Origin of the sequence: Sunxiuqinia indica, assembly GCF_009847015.1 — a bacterium.
GTDB classification, from domain to species: domain Bacteria; phylum Bacteroidota; class Bacteroidia; order Bacteroidales; family Prolixibacteraceae; genus Sunxiuqinia; species Sunxiuqinia indica.
Genome location: NZ_WVEM01000004.1, coordinates 200,026 through 223,138, shown reverse-complemented (window position 1 = coordinate 223,138; position 23,113 = coordinate 200,026). Strand labels below are relative to the sequence as shown.

The following is a 23,113-nucleotide window of genomic DNA, read 5'->3' as shown; positions in this document are numbered from 1 at the left end:
ATTTAACCATACGAGTTACATGGGTATTGAAAATCGGATATTATTTCAGGCAGCGTGTTTCATTGAAATACAAAACAATAAGATAAATATATTTGAATGAAAAACGTGAGGCATGTAGTTCTGTCCGTCTTATTTACCACATCTCTTTTTTTGAGCCTGCCGGCTCAACCTCAGAAAATCAATATTGATGCCGACGGGGCGCCTCTCAATGAAGTTTTTATTGAGTTGCGGGACAGGTATAGCTTTCAATTCACATTCGACGACAAGTCCCTTTCAAAATATAAAATCACCGTTCACCGGGAATTTGAAACGAAAGAAGCCGTTGTTTCCTACCTCTTGCAAGGGATTCCGTTGGAGTTCGAAAAAAACGGAGATGTATTTGTGATTTTTCCGTCACAAAAGACAACCGCCACCACAAAAAATAAAATCACAAACATTAGCGGACAGGTGGTTGAAGCAGAAACATACGAACCGCTGCCATTTTCTTACATTCTCATTAACAACCGTCAGGTGCAGTCCGACCAAAATGGGAATTTCAATTTTATCGCTTCTGCCGACACCTCTTTCAACATGCAAATTTCGCATCTGGGCTACTTTGTTTACGATACGTTGTTTTCAAGCAGCCTGAACCAAAAATTTGAACTTACACCCTCGGTAACCGAACTTAAAGAAGTAAAAGTAGAAGGATTTGATATTGAAATGGCTACCCTGATTGGAAATGCCGCCGGACACATGAAAATAAACCATACCATTGCGCCCTATCTTCCGGGTTACGGCGACAATGCCGTTTACAATGTTTTGCGTTTAATGCCCGGGGTTTTGGCATCCGGCGAACAATCGTCAGATTTGTTGGTCTGGGGAGGTTATGAAGGTCAAAGCAAAATTGAACTGGATGGATTTACAATTTTCGGGCTTAAAAATTTTAATGATAATATTGGGGTTGTAAACCCCCTGCTTATTAAAACTATCCGTGTTTTAAAAGGGGGCTACGAAGCCGGTTATGGAGACAGGGTTGGCGGGATTATCCGTATTACAGGCAAAAACGGAAATCAGGCAAAACCCTCAATCACGCTTAACGTGAATAACTCAACCGTCAATTCTTTAGTTGAGATTCCGGTAAGCAGAAAATCTACGCTGGTTGGCGCTTACCGGCAAACGTATTACGAACTTTACAATCCCTATGATTTGAATATTTTTGGGCACAGGGATATGTCGAATTCAGCTAATCAGCATAATGGAAATCACGACAATTTCAATGGGATGGTTGATGTGCTGGTGGTCCCCGACTACAAATTCAGCGATGCCAATTTAAAATATACATACCGCGGCGAAAAAGACGATATTTTTTCAGCTTCGTTTTATAGCGGGGGCGACCGCTATTCCTACAATATCGAGAGAGAGTTCGATAATTTTCAGTTGGGCAATAACTATAATGAAAGGAACAAACAATTTGGGGCGTCAGCTGGTTATTCAAAATTTTGGGGAAGCAATCATAAAAGTGAAATAAGCATAAGCCATTCTAGGTTCGACAATGAAACAACTGAGTTCAATTCCTCATCAGAAATGATGGGAAATAACGGGGAACACGGAATGGGACATGAAAGTGGGCAAAGCAACAACGAAATAGTACAGGTTGATAATGAAATAGATGAATCTTCCGTTAAAATAGTGCATCATGTTTCTCTTATTAATGGGATTCAGCTTGACTTAGGTTTGGATTTTCAACAGAACAATGTATTGCTTTACCGAAAAGAAGAAGGTCAGGACCTAATCGACTTAAATGGCTTATCTGAAAAATATACCGGGTTTGTCCAGGGTACATTTCCGGTAAACAAAAAATTTACAGTAAAACCCGGGTTGCGCCCAATTTACGAAAATGAAACAGGTAAAATGTTTTACGAACCCCGGTTGAGCGCTTCCTTTAACCTTTCCGAAACCGTAAGATTAAATGCTGCATGGGGACAATATCACCAGTTTATATCCAAAACATCATTTGTTGATAATAACCTGAATTATTCCTGGTTTTGGACAGCCAGTGACGGTAAGACAATTTCGGCATTAAACGCACAACATTGGGTTGGTGGAATTTCATACAACAAAAACGATTTTTTGCTAAGCGTTGAGGGTTATTTTAAAAAAACCGACGGGATTACCCGATACTACAATGAGACAATGGAAACCGGTGAAGGCTTTTATTCAGGAAAAAGTAGAAGTTATGGCATTGATTTTTACTTAAAAAAAGAATACAAAAAGAATGTAGCCTGGGTTTCATATACCCTAAGCAAAGTGGAAGAAAATTTTTCGTTCGACCCTTCAAACCACTATCGGCTTGCACCCCACGACCAGCGACACGAACTTAAATTTGCCGGAATCTATAATTGGAAATCCCTCTATTTTTCAGCCAATTATGTTTATGGTTCGGGTTTCGAAATTATGAAAAGTTTTAATGATGACGACACATCAATTCCCTTTTACAGTAGGCTCGATGCTGCTGTAATTTATAAATTCAGCAGAAGGAAGGTTAACGGGAAATTAGGGTTGTCAGTATTAAATGTTCTAAACAGGGCAAACATAAAATACTCCAATTTACGACGGGTTGAATCCGGCACTTCGGAAATCGTGAATGTGCATTCGGAAGCTGTACCTTTTACCCCTACTTTGTTTTTAACATTGGGAATATGAAATAAAACCATGAGAATCGTAACCTTTGGTTCAGTTCCCTGGTATCATTCTTTGTTTTAGCATTTGATTTGTGGCGATGTCACCCAACAACTGGGGAATTTTTCCCCCACTTAGCCGCCTTAAATATCACCCAATTAAGTGTCTGAATACAAGAAGTTTATGTGTCTATCGGAATTCAATGCACTATGGCATGGTTTTTTCTTTACTTCTTGACAAACAAAAAAAATGAACCGAAAACAATTTCTAAAGAATTCAACAAAAGGAGTTGCATTTGCCACTTTATTTCCTTCCCTGGCTTTTTGCACTACCAACGGGAAGCAAAAACCAATTCCCGGCAGCTACAGCATAACACAAAATTTTGAACCTGATACAGATATTGAGTTAACAGCTACTCCCACGGAATTACAACTGTTTACGGGAAATAAAACAAATATTTACACTTATCAGTTGAAATTAATCTCCGGTGATAACGCGGCGCATGAAAAATTGCCCGGTTCTTATCTCGGTCCCATCATCCGCGTGAAACAGGGTCAGAAAATCCGTATCCGTTTTAAAAACCAACTTCCCCGCGAAAGCGTCGTACACTGGCATGGTTTGCACATCCCGCCCGAAATGGACGGCCACCCGATGTACGCGATAGAAAACGGCGAACAATACATTTACGAATTCGAAGTGAACAACCGCCCCGGCACCTACTGGTTCCACCCGCACCCCGATAAAATTACCGGGCCGCAGGTGTATCAGGGGTTGGCCGGATTGTTTATTGTAGAAGATGACAACAGCGGTTTGCCCTCCGGCGAATACGATGTGCCTTTAATTATTCAGGACAGGATGTTTGACAACAGCAACCAACTGGTTTATTTACAAAACAACCAAATGGGGCAAATGCAGGGTTTTCTCGGAAACCGGGTTTTGGTGAACGGCAACCCCGATACCACGTTTAATGTTTCAACATCAACATATAGGTTTCGCGTGCTCAACGGGTCCAACTCGCGCATTTATAAATTGGCGTGGAACGACAGCGAGGATGTTATTGTAATCGGCGCCGACGGAGGCTTGCTCGAAAAACCGGTTAAAAAACCTTACCTGATGCTTGCCCCCGGACAGCGCGCCGAAATCTGGAAAGATTTTTCAGGGCAGAATACAGGAACCGAAATCCAATTACAAAGCCTGGCCTTTAATGACGGAACTTCGATGGGAATGGGCGGCGGTATGATGGGGCGTGGCATGGGTGGTGGAATGATGCAACCCGACGGTGTTGAAAATGGGATTGCATTTAATGTGGCCTCTTTCAAAGTGACGGAAAACAGCGGCAAAAAAATGGAACTGCCTTCGGCACTTTCAACGATAACGCCGATTAATCCAACAGATGCGGTAAACAGCGCCAATCCCCGCCAGTTTTATTTCTATAACCAACGGATGCAATGGGTTATTAATGGTGAAACATTTGGGATGACCGAGGTAGCCGATTGGGAAAAAGTAAAACTGAACACCACAGAAATATGGGAATTTATTAACGGCGACAATGGCCGCGGCATGGGTATGATGCAGGACATGATGCGCATGCCGCACCCTGTGCACCTGCACGGCCTGCAATTTCAAATCATTGAAAGGGATGTTTCTGGGATTCAACGTGATGTTTGGGAATCGGTAAAAGACGGTTTCTTGGACGAAGGTTGGCAGGACACATTTTTGCTCATGCCCGGCATGAAGGTAAAGATTGCACTGAAGTTTGAAGACTTCATCGGTAAATACATCTACCATTGCCACAACCTGGAGCATGAGGACATGGGCATGATGCGTAATTATGAAGTACTTGGTTAATCAAAAAATTATTGGATATGAATGTGAAAATAGCAAAACCGCTTGTGCTGTTTCTTCTGATACTGGGAAGTACGACTATGCCACTTCTGGCACATGAAGATGAAAAACTTCAGGACAGCACGAAACAGGAAACTTCGAAGACAATTAATGTTGATGAAGTATTGCCGGAAGGATCCGGGATTCCCGGAACAGCAAGCTCAATCTTTGCCCCTTACAGTGAATTTCCAAATCTGCACCCGATGGTTGTCCATTTTCCGATTGTATTGTTGCTGCTTGCATTGCTCGCCCAGTTTATTGGGTTGTTCGGTTTCCGGCCCCAGCTTAGCTGGTTTACACTCCTTTTATTGCTCGGGGGCTTTGTTGGGGCACTGTTGGCGTCGCAGGTATTTCATCCACACACCACAGGGTTGCCCGAAAAAATAAAGGAGATACTTGAAACACATGAATATTACGCGAATTTGACGACCTGGCTGGCAGGAACAGCTTTTGTTTTTAAGGCCATTAGCCATTTTACCAAACGAAAAACCTGGGCCGAAGTCATCATTTTTTTGCTCATCACAGGCTCTGCTGTTAGCGTAAGCCTGGCAGCCCACCTCGGTTCGCAAATGGTTTATATTGAAGAAGTGGGGCCCGGCGGAAATTACATTGAACAACATGACGAATAAAATTAAAAAACGATATAACCGGATTGCCGGAGTTTATGATTTTCTGGACCAGCCCATGGAAATGGGTTTCGCTAAATGGCGAAAGAAAATGCTGGCCGAAGCCACCGGAAAAACCCTGGAAGTGGGAATTGGAACAGGTAAAAACCTGCCGTTTTATCCAAAGGATGTAGAACTGACCGGAATAGATTTCAGCGAAAAAATGATTGAAAAAGCCCGAAATAAAACCAACCGGCCAGCAAAAACACAGCTTTTGGAAATGGATGCCGAAAAAATGAGTTTTGAGGACAATACTTTCGACACGGTAGTTACTTCCTGCGTATTTTGTTCCGTTCCCGACCCAGTGCTAGGCTTGAAAGAAATCAGGCGGGTTTGCAAAAACGGCGGTAAAATACTGATGCTCGAACACGTGCGCAGCCACAAAAAAGTGGTCGGGCCGTTAATGGATGCCTTCAACTTTATCCCCCTTAATATTTATGGGGCGAACATCAACCGCGAAACGTACGATAATTTGTTGAAAGCAGATTTTGAACCCAAAAACATACGGGTTGAAAATGTGTGGTTAGATATTGTAAAACTTATACGGATAACCAACAACAAACAATTAAAAGAATAAAATAATATAAAATCTTCTATGAATTATATAACACATAACATATTAATTATCACGTACTTTGTAAAACAATTAAAATTTAATGACATGAAAAAGATGAAAAAGTTAGTAATTATCGCAACAGCCCTACTATTTATGGCAGGGTATTCGGCAAGTGCCCAAACGGGTCATGATCACGACCAAAAACAAGATCAAAAACAAGGCATGATGATGCAGAAAAGCGGAATGATGCAGGGAATGATGGGTAACGGAAAATGCCCTATGTGCGGCCAGATGATGAACCAGAACATGCCCATGAAGAAATACGGGATGATGGTAAACAAACTGCCCACTATGCAACAACAACTGTCGCTTACCGATGATCAGGTGAATAAGCTGTATGATTTACAGGCAACATTTAAAAAACAACAAATTGATTTCCAATCGGAATTACGAAAAAAACAGATGAAGCTGAAAGGCCTGTTGGCAGATAACGCAACCGCCAGCCAGGTAGAAAAGCAAATGAAAGATTGTGCCGATACCAAAATCAGCATGAAGGTGACCGCTTATGAAACCGCCGGAAAAATGAAAGCCGTGCTTACCAACGATCAAAAAGAGCAAATGAAAAACATGATGATGCAAAGTGGCGGAATGATGCAAGGTAATGGAGGTATGATGAACCAGGACCAGGGCGGAATGATGCAAAATCAAAATAACCAATAAAAGGAAAGGAGTAAATTATGATGGGAGGAGGATTCGGAATGGGAATGGGCTGGTGGTGGATTATCGGCATTATCGTGCTAATTGCCATTGTCTGGCCAATTGTGCAAAGGTCCAACCGGAACAATATCACTGGTCAGGAACCTCGGAAATCGGCGCTCGATATTTTAAAAGAGCGTTACGCCAGCGGCGAAATTGACAAACAGGAGTTTGAAGAACGTAAAAAAGACATAGAATGAAGATTATAATAGCAGCTACCAAAACATGCACACACCGGCCAAAACTCGAAGAACAATTGCAAGATGCCGGGTTGCAATATGAATTATTGTACTTCGAAGATCATCCGGAGTTAATTGAAAAGTACGAATTAAAAACATCGCCACTTTTCATTGTGGATGATATCGTAGTTTCGGCTGGGATGCCTGAACATAGTCAGATTATTGAATTAAAAAATAAAATATCATGAAATATTACATTGAAAAAACCACCGATTATTCTTTCGACGAAGCCGTTGAAAAAGTGACCGAAGAATTGAAAAAAGAAGGTTTTGGCGTATTGTCGGAAATAAATATCCACGAAAAACTAAAGGAAAAGCTGGATGTTGATTTTAGGAAATACAGGATTCTTGGCGCGTGCAACCCGCCCAGTGCCTACAAAGCACTTCAGGCAGAAAATAAAATAGGTACCATGTTACCCTGCAACGTAATTGTTCAGAAACTGGATAATGGCAAAACAGAAGTAGCCGCGGTTGACCCGGTGGCTTCAATGATGGCCGTTGGAAATGCCGATCTCGAAAGCATTGCAAAGGAAATCAGCACAAAACTTCAAAAAGTCATCGATGCCTTGTAATCATGAAATATTACATTGAAAAGATCACTCATTATTCTTTTGACGAAGCCGTTGAAAGAGTGAACGAAGAAATAATAAATGAAGGTTTTATCGTACTCTCAGAAATCAATATCCACGAAAAGTTAAAAGAAAAGCTGGATGTTGATTTCAGGAGATACCGGATTTTGGGCGTCTGCAACCTGCGAAAAGCATTGTAGCACTCCAATATGAAAACAAAATTGGGACGATGCTCCCTTACAATGTTTTCGTTCAGGAACTGGAAAATGGTCAAATTGAAGTATCTGCTGTTGACCCTGTGGCCTCAATGTTGGCTGTTAAAAACCAAAGTCAGACTGAGGTAGCGAAAGAAGTGAAAGAACAACTGCAACGGATTATTTACTCGACATAAAAATAAAATATGGATATCAATGAAAAACGATCGCCCAAAAGGGACGAAACACAAATGGTACCACAGCCGGTAAAAGGCGAAAAGGGCTTAGTAAATGTAGATACTACCTGGGGAATAATACAGCCTATGGAGGTTGCGAATGGCGTGCGTACCGTAGATGAAATAGAAGTAAACGAATTTCAGGAAAAAGGGTTTTCGATTATCGATGCCCGGACGCCCGGCTTTTACGATGCTTCCACCATCCCCGGTTCAAAGAACATCCCGCACAATGAAATAACCGAAAGGATGGGCGAACTGGACCGCGGCCAACCTGTCATCTTTTTTTGCAACGGACCGCAATGCCCGCAGTCCCCGTCAGCCATCCATAATTTACTGGAAGCAGGTTACCCGGCTGATAAAATACATTACTACCGTGGCGGCATGCACGATTGGGTGACGCTGGGATTGCCGATAGAGAATAAAAAACAGTAAACAAGACTAGGGTGTGGAAGATTCATTCCCGGCTAGAAACTGGAAAAGATGGAAGTTATTTCTACATGAGTTATTATAAAAGTAACCACAATCACAGATTTTTCAACGAACATGTATGAACCAAATGAACAGATTTGAACGAAGTCAATAACATAAAGCCAACTTTAATTTTACTAGCCGCCTGGTTTGTTGTGTTGGTTTCATACTATCTTCAAATGCGGATGGGGAATTCAATGTTTTCAAGGTCAGGATCTATGATGGTACTAATTACTGTTGTGGTAAAACAAATGTTGTTAAAAGGTAGAAATGAATACTATCTCCAGCAGTTGAGAAAGTTGGCTTCGGGTAAAAAGGCGAACCTCAAAAAAATTCACCCCACCAAAAGTCACGGATATCTCGAAACCACTGCTAATTTGAATATTCTTATTGGTACTTTAATTTGGGGCTATGGCGATTTATTCTACTAATAAATTAATGTTTAACAGGAGGTTATTATGAAAAAGATTATTCCAGCATTTATTGTTTTTATGGTTTCGTTTACGCTGCTCTATGCCGGAAATACAGCATCCGGAAAATTGCAAAAAGATAGCGTGAACAAAACTTCAGCGTCTCAACTTCATAAAATGATGGAGAAGAAAGATTTCATACTTGTGAATGTGCACGTCCCGTATGCCGGGGAAATTCCCAAAACGGATATATTAATTCCTTTCGATGAAATTATAGAACACCTGGAAAAACTGCCAGCGAAAGAAGGAAAAATTGTGTTGTATTGCCGAAGCGACCGTATGAGCGCCATCGCCGCCGAAAAACTTGCGAATGCGGGATATTCAAATGTTTATAATTTGAAAGGCGGGATGAAAGCATGGAAAGCTGCGGGTTATGAGTTAATTGACAACCAACCGTCGAAAACAACCCGTTCCGGCAGAGAGTGATGGACTTCCGTAATTATGATATTCCAACAATTATTACAATTGAAAAACCATGAAATATAAATTTACTTTTATAACCTTTATTCTATTTGTGCTGGCAGGATTTACTGCATCAGCACAAACCGATACGACAACTTACCGCCTGGTTTTAAAACAGGAACTGGTCAATAAAGCGGGCAAAAACGTCATGGGCATGACCATCAACGGCCAAATTCCGGGGCCTACTCTACGTTTTAACGAAGGCGATTATGCGGTCATTTATGTAAAAAACGAAATGGATGAAGAAACATCCATTCATTGGCACGGGTTGTTATTACCAAATTTTTACGATGGTGTGCCTTACTTGAACACTCCTCCAATTATGCCCGGTGAAACCCAAAAATATGAATATCCCATAAGACAATCAGGAACTTACTGGTATCACTCCCACACCATGCTGCAGGAGCAGAGCGGGGTTTATGGGTCTATTGTTATTCACCCCAGGAAAAAAACCATTGATTACGACAAGGAGTTGGTAATGGTATTGTCAGACTGGACGAATCAAAAACCGCAAACTGTTTTACGTTTTCTAAAGCGTGGAAGCGAGTTCTATACCATCAAAAAAGGTACAGCAACACCGCTTAATCGGGTTATTGCACGAGGGGCATTTGGAGCTCAGCTTAATTTTTGGAAGCAACGAATGGAGGGGGCAGATATAGCCGATATTTACTACGATGCATTTTTGGTGAATGGTCACCAACAGATAAACTATCCAGATTTTAAATTGGGAGAGAAAATCCGGCTCAGGATAATCAACGGTTCTGCCTCTACTTCTTTCTGGATGACTTTTGGAGGTGGAAATCCCCAGCTTGTTTCAGCCGATGGTTTAAATGTAGAGCCTGTGAGTAAGAATAAAACCTTCATTGCAGTTGCCGAAACTTACGATTTTATCGTTACTGTTCCCGAAGGTAACTCCATTGAATTCAGGTCAACAGCCCAGGATGGCTCAGGCTATAGCAGTGCTATCATAGGCAAAGGCGAGACCTTACAAGCCGAAACCGTACCTATGCCCGACAAAATAGGCATGATGCAACAAATGGCTAAAATGAACATGCGCATGGGTGCTCCGGCAGCAAAATTGAACCCTAAAAAAAATGAGCCCCATAAAATGATGAAGAAATGGGGCATGCAAATGGAAGGTGAAATGAACCATAAAAACCATCATCAAGACATGGACATGTCGATGGAAAAAGATGATAGCGGAATGGGTATGTATTCTGAATACGGTTACGAGTACTTAAAATCGACTCAAAAAACAAGCTACAGCGACACCATTCCTGTAAAAGAAATATTGCTCAACCTTACAGGCAATATGAACCGCTACGTGTGGAGCATGAACGGAATACCTTTATCTGAGACTGATAAAATAAAAATCACAGAAGGCGAAATTACACGTATCACCCTCAACAACCTCACCATGATGCATCATCCAATGCATCTACACGGACACTTTTTTAGAGTGCTGAACAAAAACGGTGAATATTCGCCATTAAAACACACAGTGAACGTACCTCCAATGAAAAAAGTTACCATCGAATTTTATGGCAATGAATATGGCGATTGGTTTTTTCATTGCCACATTTTATACCACATGATGGGAGGAATGGCAAGGATTTTTAGTTATGACACGCCTCGCGATCCAAGGTTACAAGGACATCCTGTAAAAACACTAAAACACGAAACAAACAGGTATTATTCATGGGGAATGGTAGATATTGCCTCGCATTTTTCAGAAATTAATCTTGTTACTTCAAACATTCGAAACCAATTTAACCTAAGTGCTGAATATGGCTGGAATGAAATACTGGAAGCTGAATTTTCTTATCAACGTTATTTGCATAGTTATTTAAGTGTGTTTGCCGGAATAAATGTTGAAAACGAGGCAGAGAACACAGATGAGATGAAACCAGTAGCTATAGCTGGGATACGATATTTTACACCCTACATGTTTCATTTGGATGTTCGTTTAGACCATCAGTTAAGACCACAGATAGCTTTAGAAAAGGAATTGATGATTTTCCCCCGTACCATTTTATTTGGTGAGTTTGAATATCAGGCCGATTTTGGCTTAATTAATGAACTTGAAAATGAAAAAACAGGTCAAGCCGTTAATTATAAAGATGAAATCACCTGGAACACCGGATTGGAATTTTTAATAACAAAAAACTTTGCGCTAAATGCCAGCTATGATAATCGGTTTGGTTTTGGTGGAGGATTATCAATACTTTTTTAATTATGGGACAATACAAAAAAAACAGCCTTACACTAACAGGCGCCGTTTCTATGGGGACGGGAGTGATGATTGGCGCCGGGATTTTTGCGTTATTGGGGCAGGTTGCCGAATTGTCTGGTAGTCTTTTCCCTATCGCATTTGTAGTTGGAGCGGTAATTTCTTCTTTTAGTGCCTATTCGTACATTAAACTGTCCAACGCTTTTCCTTCGGCGGGCGGACTTGGCATGTACCTGAAAAAGGAATATGGTAAATCCACTTTTACGGCATTTGCCGCGCTACTAATGGCTTTTTCAATGATTATCAATGAAAGCTTGGTTGCAAGAACTTTTGGCACCTATGTGTTACAATTATTTGATGTCGGAGAAAACACTTTTTGGGTGCCGGTACTAGGGGTTGCACTTATTGTGTTGGCATTTGTGGTAAATATCTCGGGCAATAAGCTGATTGAGAAATCGTCGTTTACCATGGCGGTATTGAAAATTGTTGGATTGGCAATACTCGCCATTGGGGGACTTTGGGCTTCAGGTCTTAGTTTTCAGGAAACAATACCTACTTCGCTACCCGACAAATCGGTGGCCAGTTTTATTGGGGCACTCGCCCTCACCATTTTGGCCTACAAAGGGTTTACCACCATTACCAACAGTGGCGATGAAATTAAAAAACCCCATAAAAATGTGGGGCGCGCTATTATCATCTCTATCGCAATTTGTGTAGTGTTATATTATTTGGTGGCCATTTCAGTGGCCTCGTCGCTTTCTATTGAGGAAATTATAAAAGCCCGCGACTATTCGCTTGCAGAAGCGGCCCGACCTGCATTTGGGAAATACGGCGTTTGGGTTACCGTGGGCGTGGCTATTATCGCCACAATTTCAGGGATTATTGCCAGCATTTTTGCAGTTTCGCGAATGACGGCCATGCTCACCGAAATGAAACTTATCCCGCACAGCCACCTTGGAATGGCGGGCAGAATCCAAAAACACATGCTGGTGTATATTGCAGGTATTGCAATCCTGCTTACCATTTTATTCGACCTCTCAAGAATTGCCTCGCTCGGCGCTATTTTTTACCTGGTGATGGACATTGGAATCCATTATGGGTTGCTGAAAAATTTACGTAAGAAGGTTGACTTTAAACCGGCAATTGTGATTACAGCCATCGCACTTGATACAATTGTATTAACAGGTTTTGTTTTAACAAAAGCAAAAAGCGATTTAACAATTATACTTGTTTCAATAGGTGTAATGTTGGTTATTTACCTGGGCGAGAAATGGTTTATTCATAGAAACAAGAAAACATGATAGACACAAAATGTTATACAATTTTTCCAAAATTATATAACATTAATTTTTTTTTATCACTGTATATTTGCATCAGTTTGATGATTTGAAAAACACCGGGCAATTAATCCGGATTATTTTAAATTTTCAAAAATTATCAATATTAAAAGAACACTTTTAAAAACTTTTTGTTTTATTTGTTGAATAATGTTAAAAAGAATCAGTCATATCATTTTATCTCTTGTATTGTTGGTCTCAACAATGGGAATGGCTGTGTCAAAGCATTATTGTCAGGGAGACCTGTATTCTGTTTCCGTTGATGGTTTCAACAACGATAAATGTGATATGGGTGATTGCTGCCACGATGAAGCTCATTTTTTTAAAGTTCAGGAGGATTTTTATACTCCTCAGATTTCAACCATTCCGGTTTTAGCAGAACTTGATATTTTAGGGTATGACTTATTCTCAGTGGTATTATTAAATGCCCCTGAACTGGAAGTAGCAGGTATTAATTTTATTGAAACACCCCCCTTGCTTCCCATTCAAAAAACACTTTCCCTGAAACAGGTATATCGTTTATGATTTTATTATGATTAGCATGGGGTTTTTGCACTTTGCAAAGACTTCTGTTTTCTTTTTTTAATCATCATAAAACTCATAATTGAAATTACATGTTAAATAAAATTATCCGTTTTTTTCTTGAGAATAAGCTGGTTACAGTGCTTGTACTTATTCTTTTTGTAAGTTGGGGAATTATAACCTCACCGTTTGGCTGGGACACAGGTGTTTTACCGCAGGACCCGGTACCTGTGGATGCCATTCCAGACATTGGCGAAAACCAGCAAATTGTATTTACACAATGGATGGGGCGTTCGCCGCAGGATATTGAAGACCAAATTTCCTATCCGTTAACTACTTACTTATTAGGTATCCCGGGAGTGAAATCCATCAGGAGTTCATCGATTTTCGGATTCTCCAGCATCTTTATCATTTTTGAAGAAGATGTTGAATTTTACTGGTCGCGCTCCAGGATACTGGAGAAACTGGCTTCACTGCCATCGGGCCTTTTACCGGAAGGTGTCCAACCAGCGCTTGGTCCCGACGCAACTGCATTGGGTCAGGTTTACTGGTACACCATTGAAGGGCGCGACAAAAACGGCAATCCTACCGGCGGCTGGGATTTGCATGAAATACGCACCGTACAGGATTTCTATGTAAAATACGGGCTCAATGCTACTGAAGGAGTTTCGGAAGTGGCATCCATTGGCGGATTCGTGCAGGAATACCAGATTGACGTAAATCCCGATGCGTTGAAAGCTTACGACATTCCGTTGCATAAAGTAATGATGGCGGTGCAGAAATCCAACCGCGATGTGGGCGCCAAAACCATTGAAATCAACCAGGCTGAATACCTGGTGCGTGGGTTGGGCTATGTTAAAAAAGTGGAAGACATTGAAAAAGCCGTTGTTGCGGTACAGGAAAATGTCCCAATCCGAATTCAGGATATTGGCGTGGTTAGCCTGGGGCCTGCCACCCGACGCGGCGCACTCGACAAAGACGGTGCTGAAGTGGTTGGCGGTGTGGTTGTTGCCCGTTATGGCGCCAATCCATTGCAGGTTATCAATAACGTGAAAGATAAAATCAAAGAAATTTCGCCCGGGCTGCCCAAAAAGGTTTTGGCCAACGGTGTTGAAAGCCAATTGACCATAGTCCCTTTTTACGACCGCTCCGGCCTTATTTATGAAACCCTGGGAACTTTGGAAGAAGCCATTTCGCTTCAGATTCTCATTGTTATTCTGGTGGTCATCGTAATGGTGTACAACTTAAGGGCTTCATTTTTGATTTCCAGTTTGCTGCCCATTGCCGTGCTGATGGTTTTTATTGCCATGCGCTATTTTAACGTTGATGCCAATATCGTGGCTTTATCGGGTATTGCCATTGCCATTGGTACGATGGTCGATCTGGGGGTCATCCTCTCCGAGAACATCATCAAACATATTGAGGAATCGCCGCCTGAGCAAAAACTCATTACCACCATTTATAACGGGGCTTCCGAGGTAAGTTCAGCAATCCTTACCGCGGTATCAACCACAATCGTAAGTTTCATCCCTGTGTTTACCATGCAGGCTGCCGAAGGGAAGCTTTTCGGGCCGCTGGCCTTTACCAAAACATTTGCGCTGATAGCTGCCCTTATTGTTTCCTTACTTATTTTGCCCACGCTTGCCCATTGGTTTTTTGGTGCAAGAATTCAAAATAAAAGAATAAGGAAGTGGATAAATATTGCACTGCTTCCCATTGGAATCGCGGCCTTGTTTGTTGGCCAGGTTTGGGGTGGGATGATTTTGCTGGCTTTTGGTGTGGTTGGTATAGTGAAAGAGTTTAGAGGGATAAGCCCTGATGCTGATATAGAGAAATCTGGCAAAAGTACGGATTCAACCGGTTTATCAATCCAACAAAAATTAAAGGTATTTGCACTTTGGGTACTCGACCATGCTGAAGTCATAATCGTGGTTATTGGCGTCATCTGGTTACTTTCGAAATACTGGCTTCCGCTAGGGCCTGCCAAAAGCCTTGTAACGAATGTACTGTTTGTTGCCCTGATGGTCATCCTTATTTTAGGATTTTTTATCATCCTCGAATATTTTTACAAATCCATTCTCCGGTGGTGTTTGAACCACAAAATCGCATTCCTGCTGATACCTTCATTTTTAATCCTTTTCGGGGCAACTACCTGGATGGGGTTCAACAATATCTTTGGTTTTGTGGCCAAAGGGTTCGATACGGTAGGGTGGAACATCCGCACCACCAAAGTGTGGTCGGGATTAAGCCATACATTCCCCGCCATAGGAAAAGAATTTATGCCTTCGCTCGACGAGGGAAGTTTCCTGCTCATGCCCACTTCCATGCCCCACTCCGGTTTTGAATTTAACCGTAAAGTTTTGGGTCAACTGGATATGTTGCTGACCAATATCCCTGAAGTGGAACTTACTGTAGGAAAACTGGGAAGGGTGGAATCTGCGCTCGACCCGGCGCCCATTTCCATGTACGAAAACGTAATTAATTACCGGCCGGAATACATGCTAAACGAAAAAGGACACCGGGTACGGTTTAAAACAGATAAAAATGACCGGTTTATACTCAGCAGCGGGGATACCCTTTCCAATAAAGAAGCCTTACAACGTGGTGTAAAATACCAGGACCTCATCCCCGATACAAAAGGGGCATATTTCCGCAACTGGCGGGAGGAAATCAAATCTCCCGACGATATTTGGGATGAAATTGTGAAAGTAACCAAAATTCCGGGGGTAACTTCAGCCCCGAAACTGCAACCCATTGAAACCCGTTTGGTAATGTTGCAAACCGGGATGCGCGCCCCCATGGGGATTAAAGTTTACGGCCCCGACCTTGGTACCATTGAAGATTTCGGGATGAAACTGGAAGAAATCCTGAAAGAAGTTCCATCGGTGAAAGCTGAAGCGGTTTTTGCCGACAGGATTGTTGGGAAACCTTACTTACACCTTAACATCGACCGCGAAAAAATATCACGGTACGGATTAAATGTGGAAGATGTGCAGCAAGCGATAGAAACGGCCGTTGGCGGAATGAAAATCACTTCTACTGTAGAAGGCCGCGAACGGTTCCCGGTGAGGGTACGTTACCCGCGCGAACTCAGGGACAATCCCGAATCGCTCGGTAATATCCTAATACCGACGCCAACCGGGGCGCAAATCCCCATCTCGCAGATTGTGGAATTTGAATATGTCAGAGGGCCCCAGGCTATTAAAAGCGAAGAGACTTTTTTGGTAGGATATGTTTTGTTTGACAAACGGGATGGCTATTCAGAAGTGGGAGTAGTAAACGATGCGCAGAATGCGATTCAGGCACGTATTGATACAGGTGATTTGAACGTTCCTTCGGGCATCAGTTACAAATTTTCGGGTAGCTACGAAAACCAGGTACGCGCAGAAAAACGCCTATCCATTATTGTACCGCTGGTATTGGTCATTGTATTCCTGATTCTTTACTTCCAGTTTAAATCGGTGTCAACATCATTGATGGTTTTCACAGGAATCGCGATGGCATTTAGTGGTGGGTTTATGATGATTTGGTTTTATGGGCAGGGCTGGTTTGTCGATTTCTCCATTTTTGGCACCAACATGCGCGACCTGTTCCAGATGAACACCATCAACCTGAGTGTGGCGGTTTGGGTTGGATTTATCGCGCTCTTTGGTATTGCAACCGACGATGGTGTTTTGATGGCTACCTACCTCGACCAAAGCTTTGCCCGCAATAAAACCGATAACCTGAAAGGAATCCGGGCGGCTGTTGTGGAAGCGGGTTATCGCAGGATTAAACCTGCAGCCATGACTTCGGCTACAACCATCATCGCGCTGCTGCCCATCCTTACCTCAACTGGCCGCGGCGCCGATATTATGATTCCCATGGCCATCCCGGCTTTTGGGGGGATGATTTTTGCAGCGGTTACCTATTTTATCGTACCGGTTTTGTACAGCATGCGCGAAGAGCGAAAACTTAAATAGAATCAGTCATGAAGAAAATAATAACACTAATAATCATATTGGTTTCAGGGTTAAGTGCAGTGCAAGCTCAAACTCTGGACAGCTATCTCGAAATGGCGGCCAAAAATAATCCGGGCCTTCAATCGAAATACAAAGAGTTTGAAGCAGCACTGCAAAAAATTCCGCAGGTAAACGCACTGCCCGATCCTTCGTTTTCTTTCGGCTACTTCATTTCGCCGGTTGAAACGCGGGTTGGACCGCAACGGGCCAAGTTTTCATTGAGCCAGATGTTCCCGTGGTTCGGAACGCTGGAAGCAAAAGGAGATGCCGCAGCGCTAATGGCCGCAGCAAAATACCAGTCGTTTTTGGAAGCCCGGAACAAGCTCTATTTCGATGTGGCGGCTTCTTATTATCCGTTGTACGAACTGCAGCAGATGCTGGAAATCGAGCGTGAAAACATTGAAATTTTGGAGTCGTACAAAACGATTTCTACCCGGAAATTTGAAAACGGGGCTGCTCCCATGGTAGATGTGCTACGCGTGGATATCATACTGAAAGATTCGCGGACGAACCTCGAAATTTTAAATGAGAAAGAACATGCGCTGGTTTCCACTTTCAATAATTTGTTGAACCGGAATGAAAACGAAGATGTGATTGTTACCGATACTTTACAGGCAACGGCTGTTGAAATTGAAGCAGTCAAAGATTCGCTGCTTTTGCGGAATCCAACAATCAACGCGCTCGATTTAAAAACAAAGGCAAGCAAAGCCAACGAAATTGTTGCGCAGAAACAAGGGCTTCCAAATATTGGAGTAGGGCTGGATTACGTAGTGGTGGGAGAACCCTCGGGGATGTCGGTTGCCGACGCAGGCAAAGATGTACTGATGCCAATGGTTTCGGTGAGCATCCCACTATTTCGTAAAAAATACGATGCATCCGAAAAGGAAGCACGGTTCATGCAGGAAAGCTATACACTTCAAAAGGAAAATGTGCTCAATTCACTCTCTTCGGAATTCGACCGGACACAGTTCGAAATTACGCAACAGCTTGAATTACTGAAGCTGTACCGCGAACAGGTTACCACAACAGAGCAATCGCTAAACCTGCTGTTCAGTTCGTATGGCAACTCCGGTAAAGAGTTCGAGGAAGTGCTACGCATGCAGCAACAATTGCTCAAATACGAAAAAATGATGGCTACGGCGGAAGTTCAATACCAGATAGCCCTTGCCAAATTAAATTATATCACTGCAAAAACATATTAATAATGAAAACAAATCAAAAAACAATAATTATTGCTGTTTTAACGCTGGCCGCAGGTTTATTGCTGGGTTGGCTGATTTTTGGTGGTTCGGAAAGCAAAACCATAGAGGAACAACAACATGAACACATTGCTGAAGAAGTCGCGGGTGAAACTATTTGGACTTGCTCCATGCACCCGCAAGTCCGCCAAAGCGAACCGGGCGACTGCCCTATATGCGGCATGGATTTAATCCCGTTGGAAGATGAACAAAACAGCGGGGTTGACCCGATGGCTATCAGCATGTCGCCCACGGCCATGCAACTGGCCAATATCAATACCGCAATAGTGGGTTCGATGGACCCGGTAAAGCAGGTTCGTTTAAATGGTAAAGTGCAATCCGACGAGCGTTTGGTTTATTCACAATCATCGCATATACCCGGAAGGGTTGAAAACTTGACGGTAAATTTTACGGGTGACTTTGTACAAAAAGGACAGGTTATCGCATCGGTTTATTCACCCGATTTGGTAACCGCACAGGAAGAGTTGTTTGAAGCGCAAAAAATAAAAGAGTCACAGCCACAGCTTTTTAACGCAGCTAAGGAAAAGTTAAAAAACTGGAAACTGACGGACAGCCAGATTGAGCAAATTCTAAATTCTGAAACTGCCAAAGAAACTTTTGATATACAGGCAGACATATCGGGTTATGTAATCCAGAAAATGGTCAACCCCGGTGATTATGTCCGCAGGGGGGAAGCCATTTACGAAATTGCCGACCTTTCAAAAGTATGGGTGCTTTTTGATGTTTATGAATCGGATATGCCGTGGGTTAAAAAAGGCGATAAAGTGGATTTTACCATTGCTTCCCTTCCCGGCGAAACTTTTTCCGGGACAATCACCTTTCTTGATCCGGTAATCGACCCGAAAACGCGTGTGGCAAAAGCCCGGGTAGAGGTCGTTAACCGGGGGTTAAAACTCAAGCCCGAAATGTTTGCCTCGGGTACGGTGGAAGCAAAATTACCCAACCGTTCTGGCGCTGTTGTTGTTCCAAAAACTGCCGTTATGTGGACCGGCAAACGTTCGGTGGTTTATATGAAATCTGAAACAGACCAGGGCGTGAATTTTATGATGCGCGAAGTGGATCTGGGCCCAGCATTGGGCGAAAGTTTTATTGTAGAAAAAGGTTTACAGGAAGGTGAAGAGATTGCCGTTAACGGCACGTTCAGCATTGATGCGGCAGCCCAACTGGCGGGGAAACCAAGTATGATGAACCCAGGGGGCGGTCCTGCAATGACCGGGCATAATCATGGAGGAATGAATATGGGCGAAGCAAGTGAAACTCCTGTCAAGCCGGTTGATACCGATCCCAAATTTACAGCCCAGCTTACCAACGTTTATGAAAATTACCTCACAATGAAAGATGCGTTTGTAGCCACCGATGCGCAAAAAGTAAGCAGCGATGCACAAAAAGTAAGCGAAGCCTTAAATTCGGTTAACATGGTTTTGTTAAAAGGCGATGCCCACATGGCCTGGATGGACCAGTTAAATACCTTGAACAGCGCACTGGATGCAATAAAACAATCGGATGATATTGAAAAGCAACGCCAGGAGTTTGCCCGGTTTAACCTTGCATTTTACAAAAGCCTGAAAATGTTTGGACTGGACAACGAGAAGGCTTATTACCAGTACTGTCCTATGGCCAACCGCGACCAGGGAGCCTACTGGTTCAGTGAAACAGAAGAGATACGAAATCCCTATTTCGGGGAAGATATGTTGGGGTGTGGAGAAAACAGAGAAACAATTAAATAAAGAAAGGAATTTAAAAATGAAAAAAGTAGTAAAAACAATTTGGTTTGCTGCAGCAGCATTGGTGTTGTTTACAGCTTGTGAGAAAGAAGAATCGGTTGAAGATATCCAGGAAAAATCGGTTGAAGGTGTTTATACCGGTACTTTAACCGAAGAAGGAACTAAAAGTGCAACCGGTATTGCTGAAATCATGGCGGAAGCAACCGCCGAAGTAACGATAGTTGGCGAAAATGAAATCCAGGTAAATTGCTACACCAGCGATTTCGATACCACTATCATGCTGAGCTATTACGAACACAACGACAGCGCTTACGTGTGTTTTACCGGAGATCGCTTCGAAGAAATGTACGGGCACATGCTCGGTAGTGGCCACATGATGGGTGGAATGATGGGCGACATCGAAAATGGTGAAACTGAATGGATGCACCACATGAACGATGAACATGAAGAAGGTGATGAACATTTTGGCGGGTTTAACATGGACAACCACACTTTTTCGTACACCTTTCAAATGAACGAAGAACATGAGCCTTATTATCTGCATTTTGAGGGTTCAAAACAGTAATTAACATTTTATATCATTAATATTTAAAAGGAGTAATTATGAAAACAAAAGTAGTATTATCATTGATTGTTGTTGCCATGTTAAGCGTAACAACAGCTTTCGGAAAAGACAAAACCGAAAAATTTAAGGTTTACGGTAACTGCGGTATGTGTGAAAACCGCATTGAAAAAGCGGCAAAATCAGTAGATGGAGTATCAACAGCCGACTGGGACAAAGAATCGAAAATGATGCAAGTAAAATTCGATGATTCAAAAACCGATGTGCACAAAGTAGAAATGGCCATTGCCAAAGCAGGTCACGATACCCAGATGCACAAGGCAACAGATGAAGCATACAACAAGCTTCCGGGATGCTGCCAGTATGAAAGGGCAGGCGACAAAAAAAGTAACTCACATAATGGGCATTCACATTAATAAAACGATAGCAATTTTTTGAATTTTATACGCGAATAGTTCATTGGTTTTGTTTAACAGAGGTTGTACCGGGAGTATGAACAGGCCGCGGCTCAGTGCCTGAAAATCCTCCCGGCGACCTTTGTCTTTTAACTTTAATGATTTGTAAAACAAGTAAAAAGCAAAGAACGAAAAATCGTATCGTTAGAAAATACAGATGCTGCAAAATTTGATTTTTCAAAAAAACAGACATACACATGAATAATTATCGAATATCCAAAAATCAGGAAATACTTATCCATTCAATAATCGGGCTGTTAGTAGGCTATTTTATACTTCACCCTACAAGTATGGTTATTTACTGGTTCGAAAATAATTTAAACGGGGTTAGCTTTGCTGCTTTATGGTCGGTTTTTTTGAATCAGTTCGTTAAATCTTTTAGTTTTAGTATGATGCCAATGTCGGTTGCTTTTTCCGTTCTTGGATTATTGATTGGCCTGGCTTCAGGAATGTACAACCGCTCTATAAAAGAAAAGCAGGACAAATTATTGACAAAAAGGCAATTGTTAAAACAAAGCATCCCATCGTTAATTGCTGATGGCGAAAATGATTTTGTTGATTTTAAAGCTTCTTTGCGTCACGATTACAGGCAGGTGAAAACCGATAAAAACCTGGAAAACGAAGTGCTGAAATCAATTGCCGGTTTTTTGAATGCTAAAGGCGGAACTTTAATATTAGGTGTTGACAATTACGGTAGTATCCTGGGATTGGAGAACGATTACTATTCGCTAAAGAAAAAAAACAAAGATGGATTTCAACAGCGGTTAATACTATTGGTATCCAATGAATTTGGTAAAGATATTAGCACAAAAATCCATTTCTCATTTCATGAAATAGAGGGAAAAGAAATATGTGCCTTGTTGGTTGAACCGTCCCATCGGCCGGTTTATCTAAACGATGGGGGCAATACCATTTTCTACCTTCGCACCGGAAATATCACCCATCCCCTCACTACCAGCGAAACGGTAGAATACCTGCAGTCGCGGGAAATAACTTAAAAATTAAAATCATGAAAACAATAATGCTATTTCTTAGTCTTACCTTATTAATTTCTTTTCAAAGCTATTCTCAATTAGAATTTGAAGGAGTAATAAAGTCTGAATTTAAAACCATTCAGTTAGAAAACGGGGAAATAAAATTCTATAATTTCGACACTAAAGCCCAAACGATAATTATTTATAATCTGGACAACACACGATGGAAGTCGATTCACATTCCGATTGAAAACAATCATTTTTTTGAGGAAATTAAAATGATTTCTCAAAATACAATTCATCCTGACGAGGAGATAGAAATAGTCTATACATGTTTAACGTATAATTACAATGCCATTGAAGAAAACCCCGAACCTGAACACAATGCTGTTCAATTTACATTAAACATCATCAACGAAAGGGGCCAAAAACTACTTTCTGTGCCGAATAGCCATGAAATAAAACTTACCTCGGCAAATGGGAAAACCAAACTTCTGATTTTTAAAAATGGCATTAAAAGTTTTCGGGATGACAATGAAATACTGGTTTATGCTTTACCCAATAAAAAATAGGTTATGGAAGATTATCTGCAATATAAAAGTTTCCACATTCAAGAAAGTATATCGGAAGAAAAAATAAAAGAATTGATGACAAAGTTTAATTCCACACCGGGAATTAACAATATTGATTGGGCAAGCCAATCGGTTTCTGTCGTCTATAATCCATATGAAATTAGTGAAAAAGAAATTTTGAAAAGTTTATCTGTTCTTGGGTTAACCGTTACAACAGATGACAAAAAATCGTTTAAAAACAGGCTAAAGAAGATGGCGGAAGAAAATAAGAAAGATTTTGGCGGGAAACGATTGGATTGCTGTGATTTAATCACCTAAATC

Annotated in this window: 22 protein-coding genes and 1 pseudogene; all 23 read left to right on the top strand. The window is 41.8% G+C overall.

Going from position 1 to position 23,113, the window contains the following annotated elements; all coding sequences use genetic code 11:
* Positions 1 to 96: 96 nt before the first annotated feature.
* The 23 genes and pseudogenes from GR929_RS07940 to GR929_RS07830 all read left to right on the top strand — a co-directional run bounded on the left by GR929_RS07940 (position 97) and on the right by GR929_RS07830 (position 23,110).
* On the top strand, positions 97 to 2,682 hold the full coding sequence (locus GR929_RS07940; RefSeq protein ID WP_159518555.1) for a TonB-dependent receptor: 2,586 nt from the start codon (positions 97 to 99) through the stop codon (positions 2,680 to 2,682).
* Positions 2,683 to 2,907: 225 nt separating this feature from the next.
* On the top strand, positions 2,908 to 4,506 hold the full coding sequence (locus GR929_RS07935) for a multicopper oxidase family protein (protein WP_159518553.1): 1,599 nt from the start codon (positions 2,908 to 2,910) through the stop codon (positions 4,504 to 4,506).
* A gap of 17 nt (positions 4,507 to 4,523) precedes the next feature.
* A complete protein-coding gene (locus tag GR929_RS07930) occupies positions 4,524 to 5,171 on the top strand; it encodes a DUF2231 domain-containing protein (protein ID WP_159518551.1) in 648 nt (215 codons plus the stop codon).
* Positions 5,161 to 5,784, top strand: a complete 624-nt coding sequence (locus GR929_RS07925; protein ID WP_201300934.1) for a class I SAM-dependent methyltransferase — start codon at positions 5,161 to 5,163, stop codon at positions 5,782 to 5,784. The genes GR929_RS07930 and GR929_RS07925 overlap by 11 nt, the downstream gene beginning before the upstream one ends.
* Before the next feature lie 84 nt (positions 5,785 to 5,868).
* Positions 5,869 to 6,483: a Spy/CpxP family protein refolding chaperone gene (locus GR929_RS07920; protein WP_159518548.1), complete on the top strand. Its 615-nt coding sequence runs from the start codon at positions 5,869 to 5,871 to the stop codon at positions 6,481 to 6,483.
* Positions 6,484 to 6,500: 17 nt separating this feature from the next.
* On the top strand, positions 6,501 to 6,719 hold the full coding sequence (locus GR929_RS07915) for an SHOCT domain-containing protein (protein ID WP_159518547.1): 219 nt from the start codon (positions 6,501 to 6,503) through the stop codon (positions 6,717 to 6,719).
* Positions 6,716 to 6,946, top strand: coding sequence for a thioredoxin family protein (locus GR929_RS07910; protein ID WP_159518545.1), 231 nt, complete (start codon positions 6,716 to 6,718; stop codon positions 6,944 to 6,946). Before GR929_RS07915 ends, GR929_RS07910 begins: the two co-directional genes overlap by 4 nt.
* Positions 6,943 to 7,329 carry a DUF302 domain-containing protein gene (locus GR929_RS07905; RefSeq protein ID WP_159518543.1) on the top strand — a complete coding sequence of 129 codons (387 nt, stop codon included), beginning with the start codon at positions 6,943 to 6,945 and terminating at the stop codon, positions 7,327 to 7,329. Before GR929_RS07910 ends, GR929_RS07905 begins: the two co-directional genes overlap by 4 nt.
* A gap of 2 nt (positions 7,330 to 7,331) precedes the next feature.
* A pseudogene (locus GR929_RS22135) lies at positions 7,332 to 7,717 on the top strand (DUF302 domain-containing protein).
* Positions 7,718 to 7,726: 9 nt separating this feature from the next.
* Positions 7,727 to 8,188 (top strand): rhodanese-like domain-containing protein, encoded by a 462-nt coding sequence (locus GR929_RS07895; protein ID WP_159518541.1) that lies wholly within the window; start codon positions 7,727 to 7,729, stop codon positions 8,186 to 8,188.
* Between the two features lie 254 nt (positions 8,189 to 8,442).
* Complete coding sequence (locus GR929_RS07890) at positions 8,443 to 8,655, top strand: hypothetical protein (RefSeq protein WP_159518539.1); 213 nt, start codon at positions 8,443 to 8,445, stop codon at positions 8,653 to 8,655.
* Positions 8,656 to 8,682: 27 nt separating this feature from the next.
* Positions 8,683 to 9,120 carry a rhodanese-like domain-containing protein gene (locus tag GR929_RS07885; RefSeq protein WP_159518537.1) on the top strand — a complete coding sequence of 146 codons (438 nt, stop codon included), beginning with the start codon at positions 8,683 to 8,685 and terminating at the stop codon, positions 9,118 to 9,120.
* Between the two features lie 49 nt (positions 9,121 to 9,169).
* Complete coding sequence (locus tag GR929_RS07880) at positions 9,170 to 11,389, top strand: multicopper oxidase domain-containing protein (protein ID WP_159518535.1); 2,220 nt, start codon at positions 9,170 to 9,172, stop codon at positions 11,387 to 11,389.
* 2 nt (positions 11,390 to 11,391) lie between these two features.
* A complete protein-coding gene (locus GR929_RS07875) occupies positions 11,392 to 12,687 on the top strand; it encodes an APC family permease (RefSeq protein WP_159518533.1) in 1,296 nt (431 codons plus the stop codon).
* Positions 12,688 to 12,873: 186 nt separating this feature from the next.
* Positions 12,874 to 13,248 (top strand): HYC_CC_PP family protein, encoded by a 375-nt coding sequence (locus tag GR929_RS07870; RefSeq protein ID WP_159518531.1) that lies wholly within the window; start codon positions 12,874 to 12,876, stop codon positions 13,246 to 13,248.
* A gap of 89 nt (positions 13,249 to 13,337) precedes the next feature.
* A complete protein-coding gene (locus tag GR929_RS07865) occupies positions 13,338 to 17,207 on the top strand; it encodes an efflux RND transporter permease subunit (protein ID WP_159518529.1) in 3,870 nt (1,289 codons plus the stop codon).
* Positions 17,208 to 17,215: 8 nt separating this feature from the next.
* Positions 17,216 to 18,448 (top strand): TolC family protein, encoded by a 1,233-nt coding sequence (locus GR929_RS07860; protein ID WP_159518527.1) that lies wholly within the window; start codon positions 17,216 to 17,218, stop codon positions 18,446 to 18,448.
* Positions 18,449 to 18,450: 2 nt separating this feature from the next.
* Positions 18,451 to 20,232, top strand: coding sequence for an efflux RND transporter periplasmic adaptor subunit (locus GR929_RS07855; RefSeq protein ID WP_159518525.1), 1,782 nt, complete (start codon positions 18,451 to 18,453; stop codon positions 20,230 to 20,232).
* A gap of 16 nt (positions 20,233 to 20,248) precedes the next feature.
* Positions 20,249 to 20,794 carry a hypothetical protein gene (locus tag GR929_RS07850; protein WP_159518523.1) on the top strand — a complete coding sequence of 182 codons (546 nt, stop codon included), beginning with the start codon at positions 20,249 to 20,251 and terminating at the stop codon, positions 20,792 to 20,794.
* 38 nt (positions 20,795 to 20,832) lie between these two features.
* Positions 20,833 to 21,207, top strand: a complete 375-nt coding sequence (locus GR929_RS07845) for a heavy-metal-associated domain-containing protein (RefSeq protein ID WP_159518521.1) — start codon at positions 20,833 to 20,835, stop codon at positions 21,205 to 21,207.
* A gap of 236 nt (positions 21,208 to 21,443) precedes the next feature.
* Complete coding sequence (locus tag GR929_RS07840; RefSeq protein WP_159518519.1) at positions 21,444 to 22,244, top strand: AlbA family DNA-binding domain-containing protein; 801 nt, start codon at positions 21,444 to 21,446, stop codon at positions 22,242 to 22,244.
* 11 nt (positions 22,245 to 22,255) lie between these two features.
* The gene (locus tag GR929_RS07835; RefSeq protein WP_159518517.1) at positions 22,256 to 22,792 is read left to right on the top strand and encodes a hypothetical protein; all 537 of its coding nucleotides are present in this window, start codon (positions 22,256 to 22,258) and stop codon (positions 22,790 to 22,792) included.
* Between the two features lie 3 nt (positions 22,793 to 22,795).
* Positions 22,796 to 23,110 (top strand): LDCC motif putative metal-binding protein, encoded by a 315-nt coding sequence (locus GR929_RS07830; RefSeq protein WP_159518515.1) that lies wholly within the window; start codon positions 22,796 to 22,798, stop codon positions 23,108 to 23,110.
* Positions 23,111 to 23,113 lie beyond the last annotated feature (3 nt).

Coding starts and splice junctions, on each gene's coding strand:
- GR929_RS07940 (WP_159518555.1), top strand. CDS start 97: ATGAAAAACGTGAGGCATGTAGTTCTGTCCGTCTTATTTACCACATCT.
- GR929_RS07935 (WP_159518553.1), top strand. CDS start 2,908: ATGAACCGAAAACAATTTCTAAAGAATTCAACAAAAGGAGTTGCATTT.
- GR929_RS07930 (WP_159518551.1), top strand. CDS start 4,524: ATGAATGTGAAAATAGCAAAACCGCTTGTGCTGTTTCTTCTGATACTG.
- GR929_RS07925 (WP_201300934.1), top strand. CDS start 5,161: ATGACGAATAAAATTAAAAAACGATATAACCGGATTGCCGGAGTTTAT.
- GR929_RS07920 (WP_159518548.1), top strand. CDS start 5,869: ATGAAAAAGATGAAAAAGTTAGTAATTATCGCAACAGCCCTACTATTT.
- GR929_RS07915 (WP_159518547.1), top strand. CDS start 6,501: ATGATGGGAGGAGGATTCGGAATGGGAATGGGCTGGTGGTGGATTATC.
- GR929_RS07910 (WP_159518545.1), top strand. CDS start 6,716: ATGAAGATTATAATAGCAGCTACCAAAACATGCACACACCGGCCAAAA.
- GR929_RS07905 (WP_159518543.1), top strand. CDS start 6,943: ATGAAATATTACATTGAAAAAACCACCGATTATTCTTTCGACGAAGCC.
- GR929_RS07895 (WP_159518541.1), top strand. CDS start 7,727: ATGGATATCAATGAAAAACGATCGCCCAAAAGGGACGAAACACAAATG.
- GR929_RS07890 (WP_159518539.1), top strand. CDS start 8,443: ATGATGGTACTAATTACTGTTGTGGTAAAACAAATGTTGTTAAAAGGT.
- GR929_RS07885 (WP_159518537.1), top strand. CDS start 8,683: ATGAAAAAGATTATTCCAGCATTTATTGTTTTTATGGTTTCGTTTACG.
- GR929_RS07880 (WP_159518535.1), top strand. CDS start 9,170: ATGAAATATAAATTTACTTTTATAACCTTTATTCTATTTGTGCTGGCA.
- GR929_RS07875 (WP_159518533.1), top strand. CDS start 11,392: ATGGGACAATACAAAAAAAACAGCCTTACACTAACAGGCGCCGTTTCT.
- GR929_RS07870 (WP_159518531.1), top strand. CDS start 12,874: ATGTTAAAAAGAATCAGTCATATCATTTTATCTCTTGTATTGTTGGTC.
- GR929_RS07865 (WP_159518529.1), top strand. CDS start 13,338: ATGTTAAATAAAATTATCCGTTTTTTTCTTGAGAATAAGCTGGTTACA.
- GR929_RS07860 (WP_159518527.1), top strand. CDS start 17,216: ATGAAGAAAATAATAACACTAATAATCATATTGGTTTCAGGGTTAAGT.
- GR929_RS07855 (WP_159518525.1), top strand. CDS start 18,451: ATGAAAACAAATCAAAAAACAATAATTATTGCTGTTTTAACGCTGGCC.
- GR929_RS07850 (WP_159518523.1), top strand. CDS start 20,249: ATGAAAAAAGTAGTAAAAACAATTTGGTTTGCTGCAGCAGCATTGGTG.
- GR929_RS07845 (WP_159518521.1), top strand. CDS start 20,833: ATGAAAACAAAAGTAGTATTATCATTGATTGTTGTTGCCATGTTAAGC.
- GR929_RS07840 (WP_159518519.1), top strand. CDS start 21,444: ATGAATAATTATCGAATATCCAAAAATCAGGAAATACTTATCCATTCA.
- GR929_RS07835 (WP_159518517.1), top strand. CDS start 22,256: ATGAAAACAATAATGCTATTTCTTAGTCTTACCTTATTAATTTCTTTT.
- GR929_RS07830 (WP_159518515.1), top strand. CDS start 22,796: ATGGAAGATTATCTGCAATATAAAAGTTTCCACATTCAAGAAAGTATA.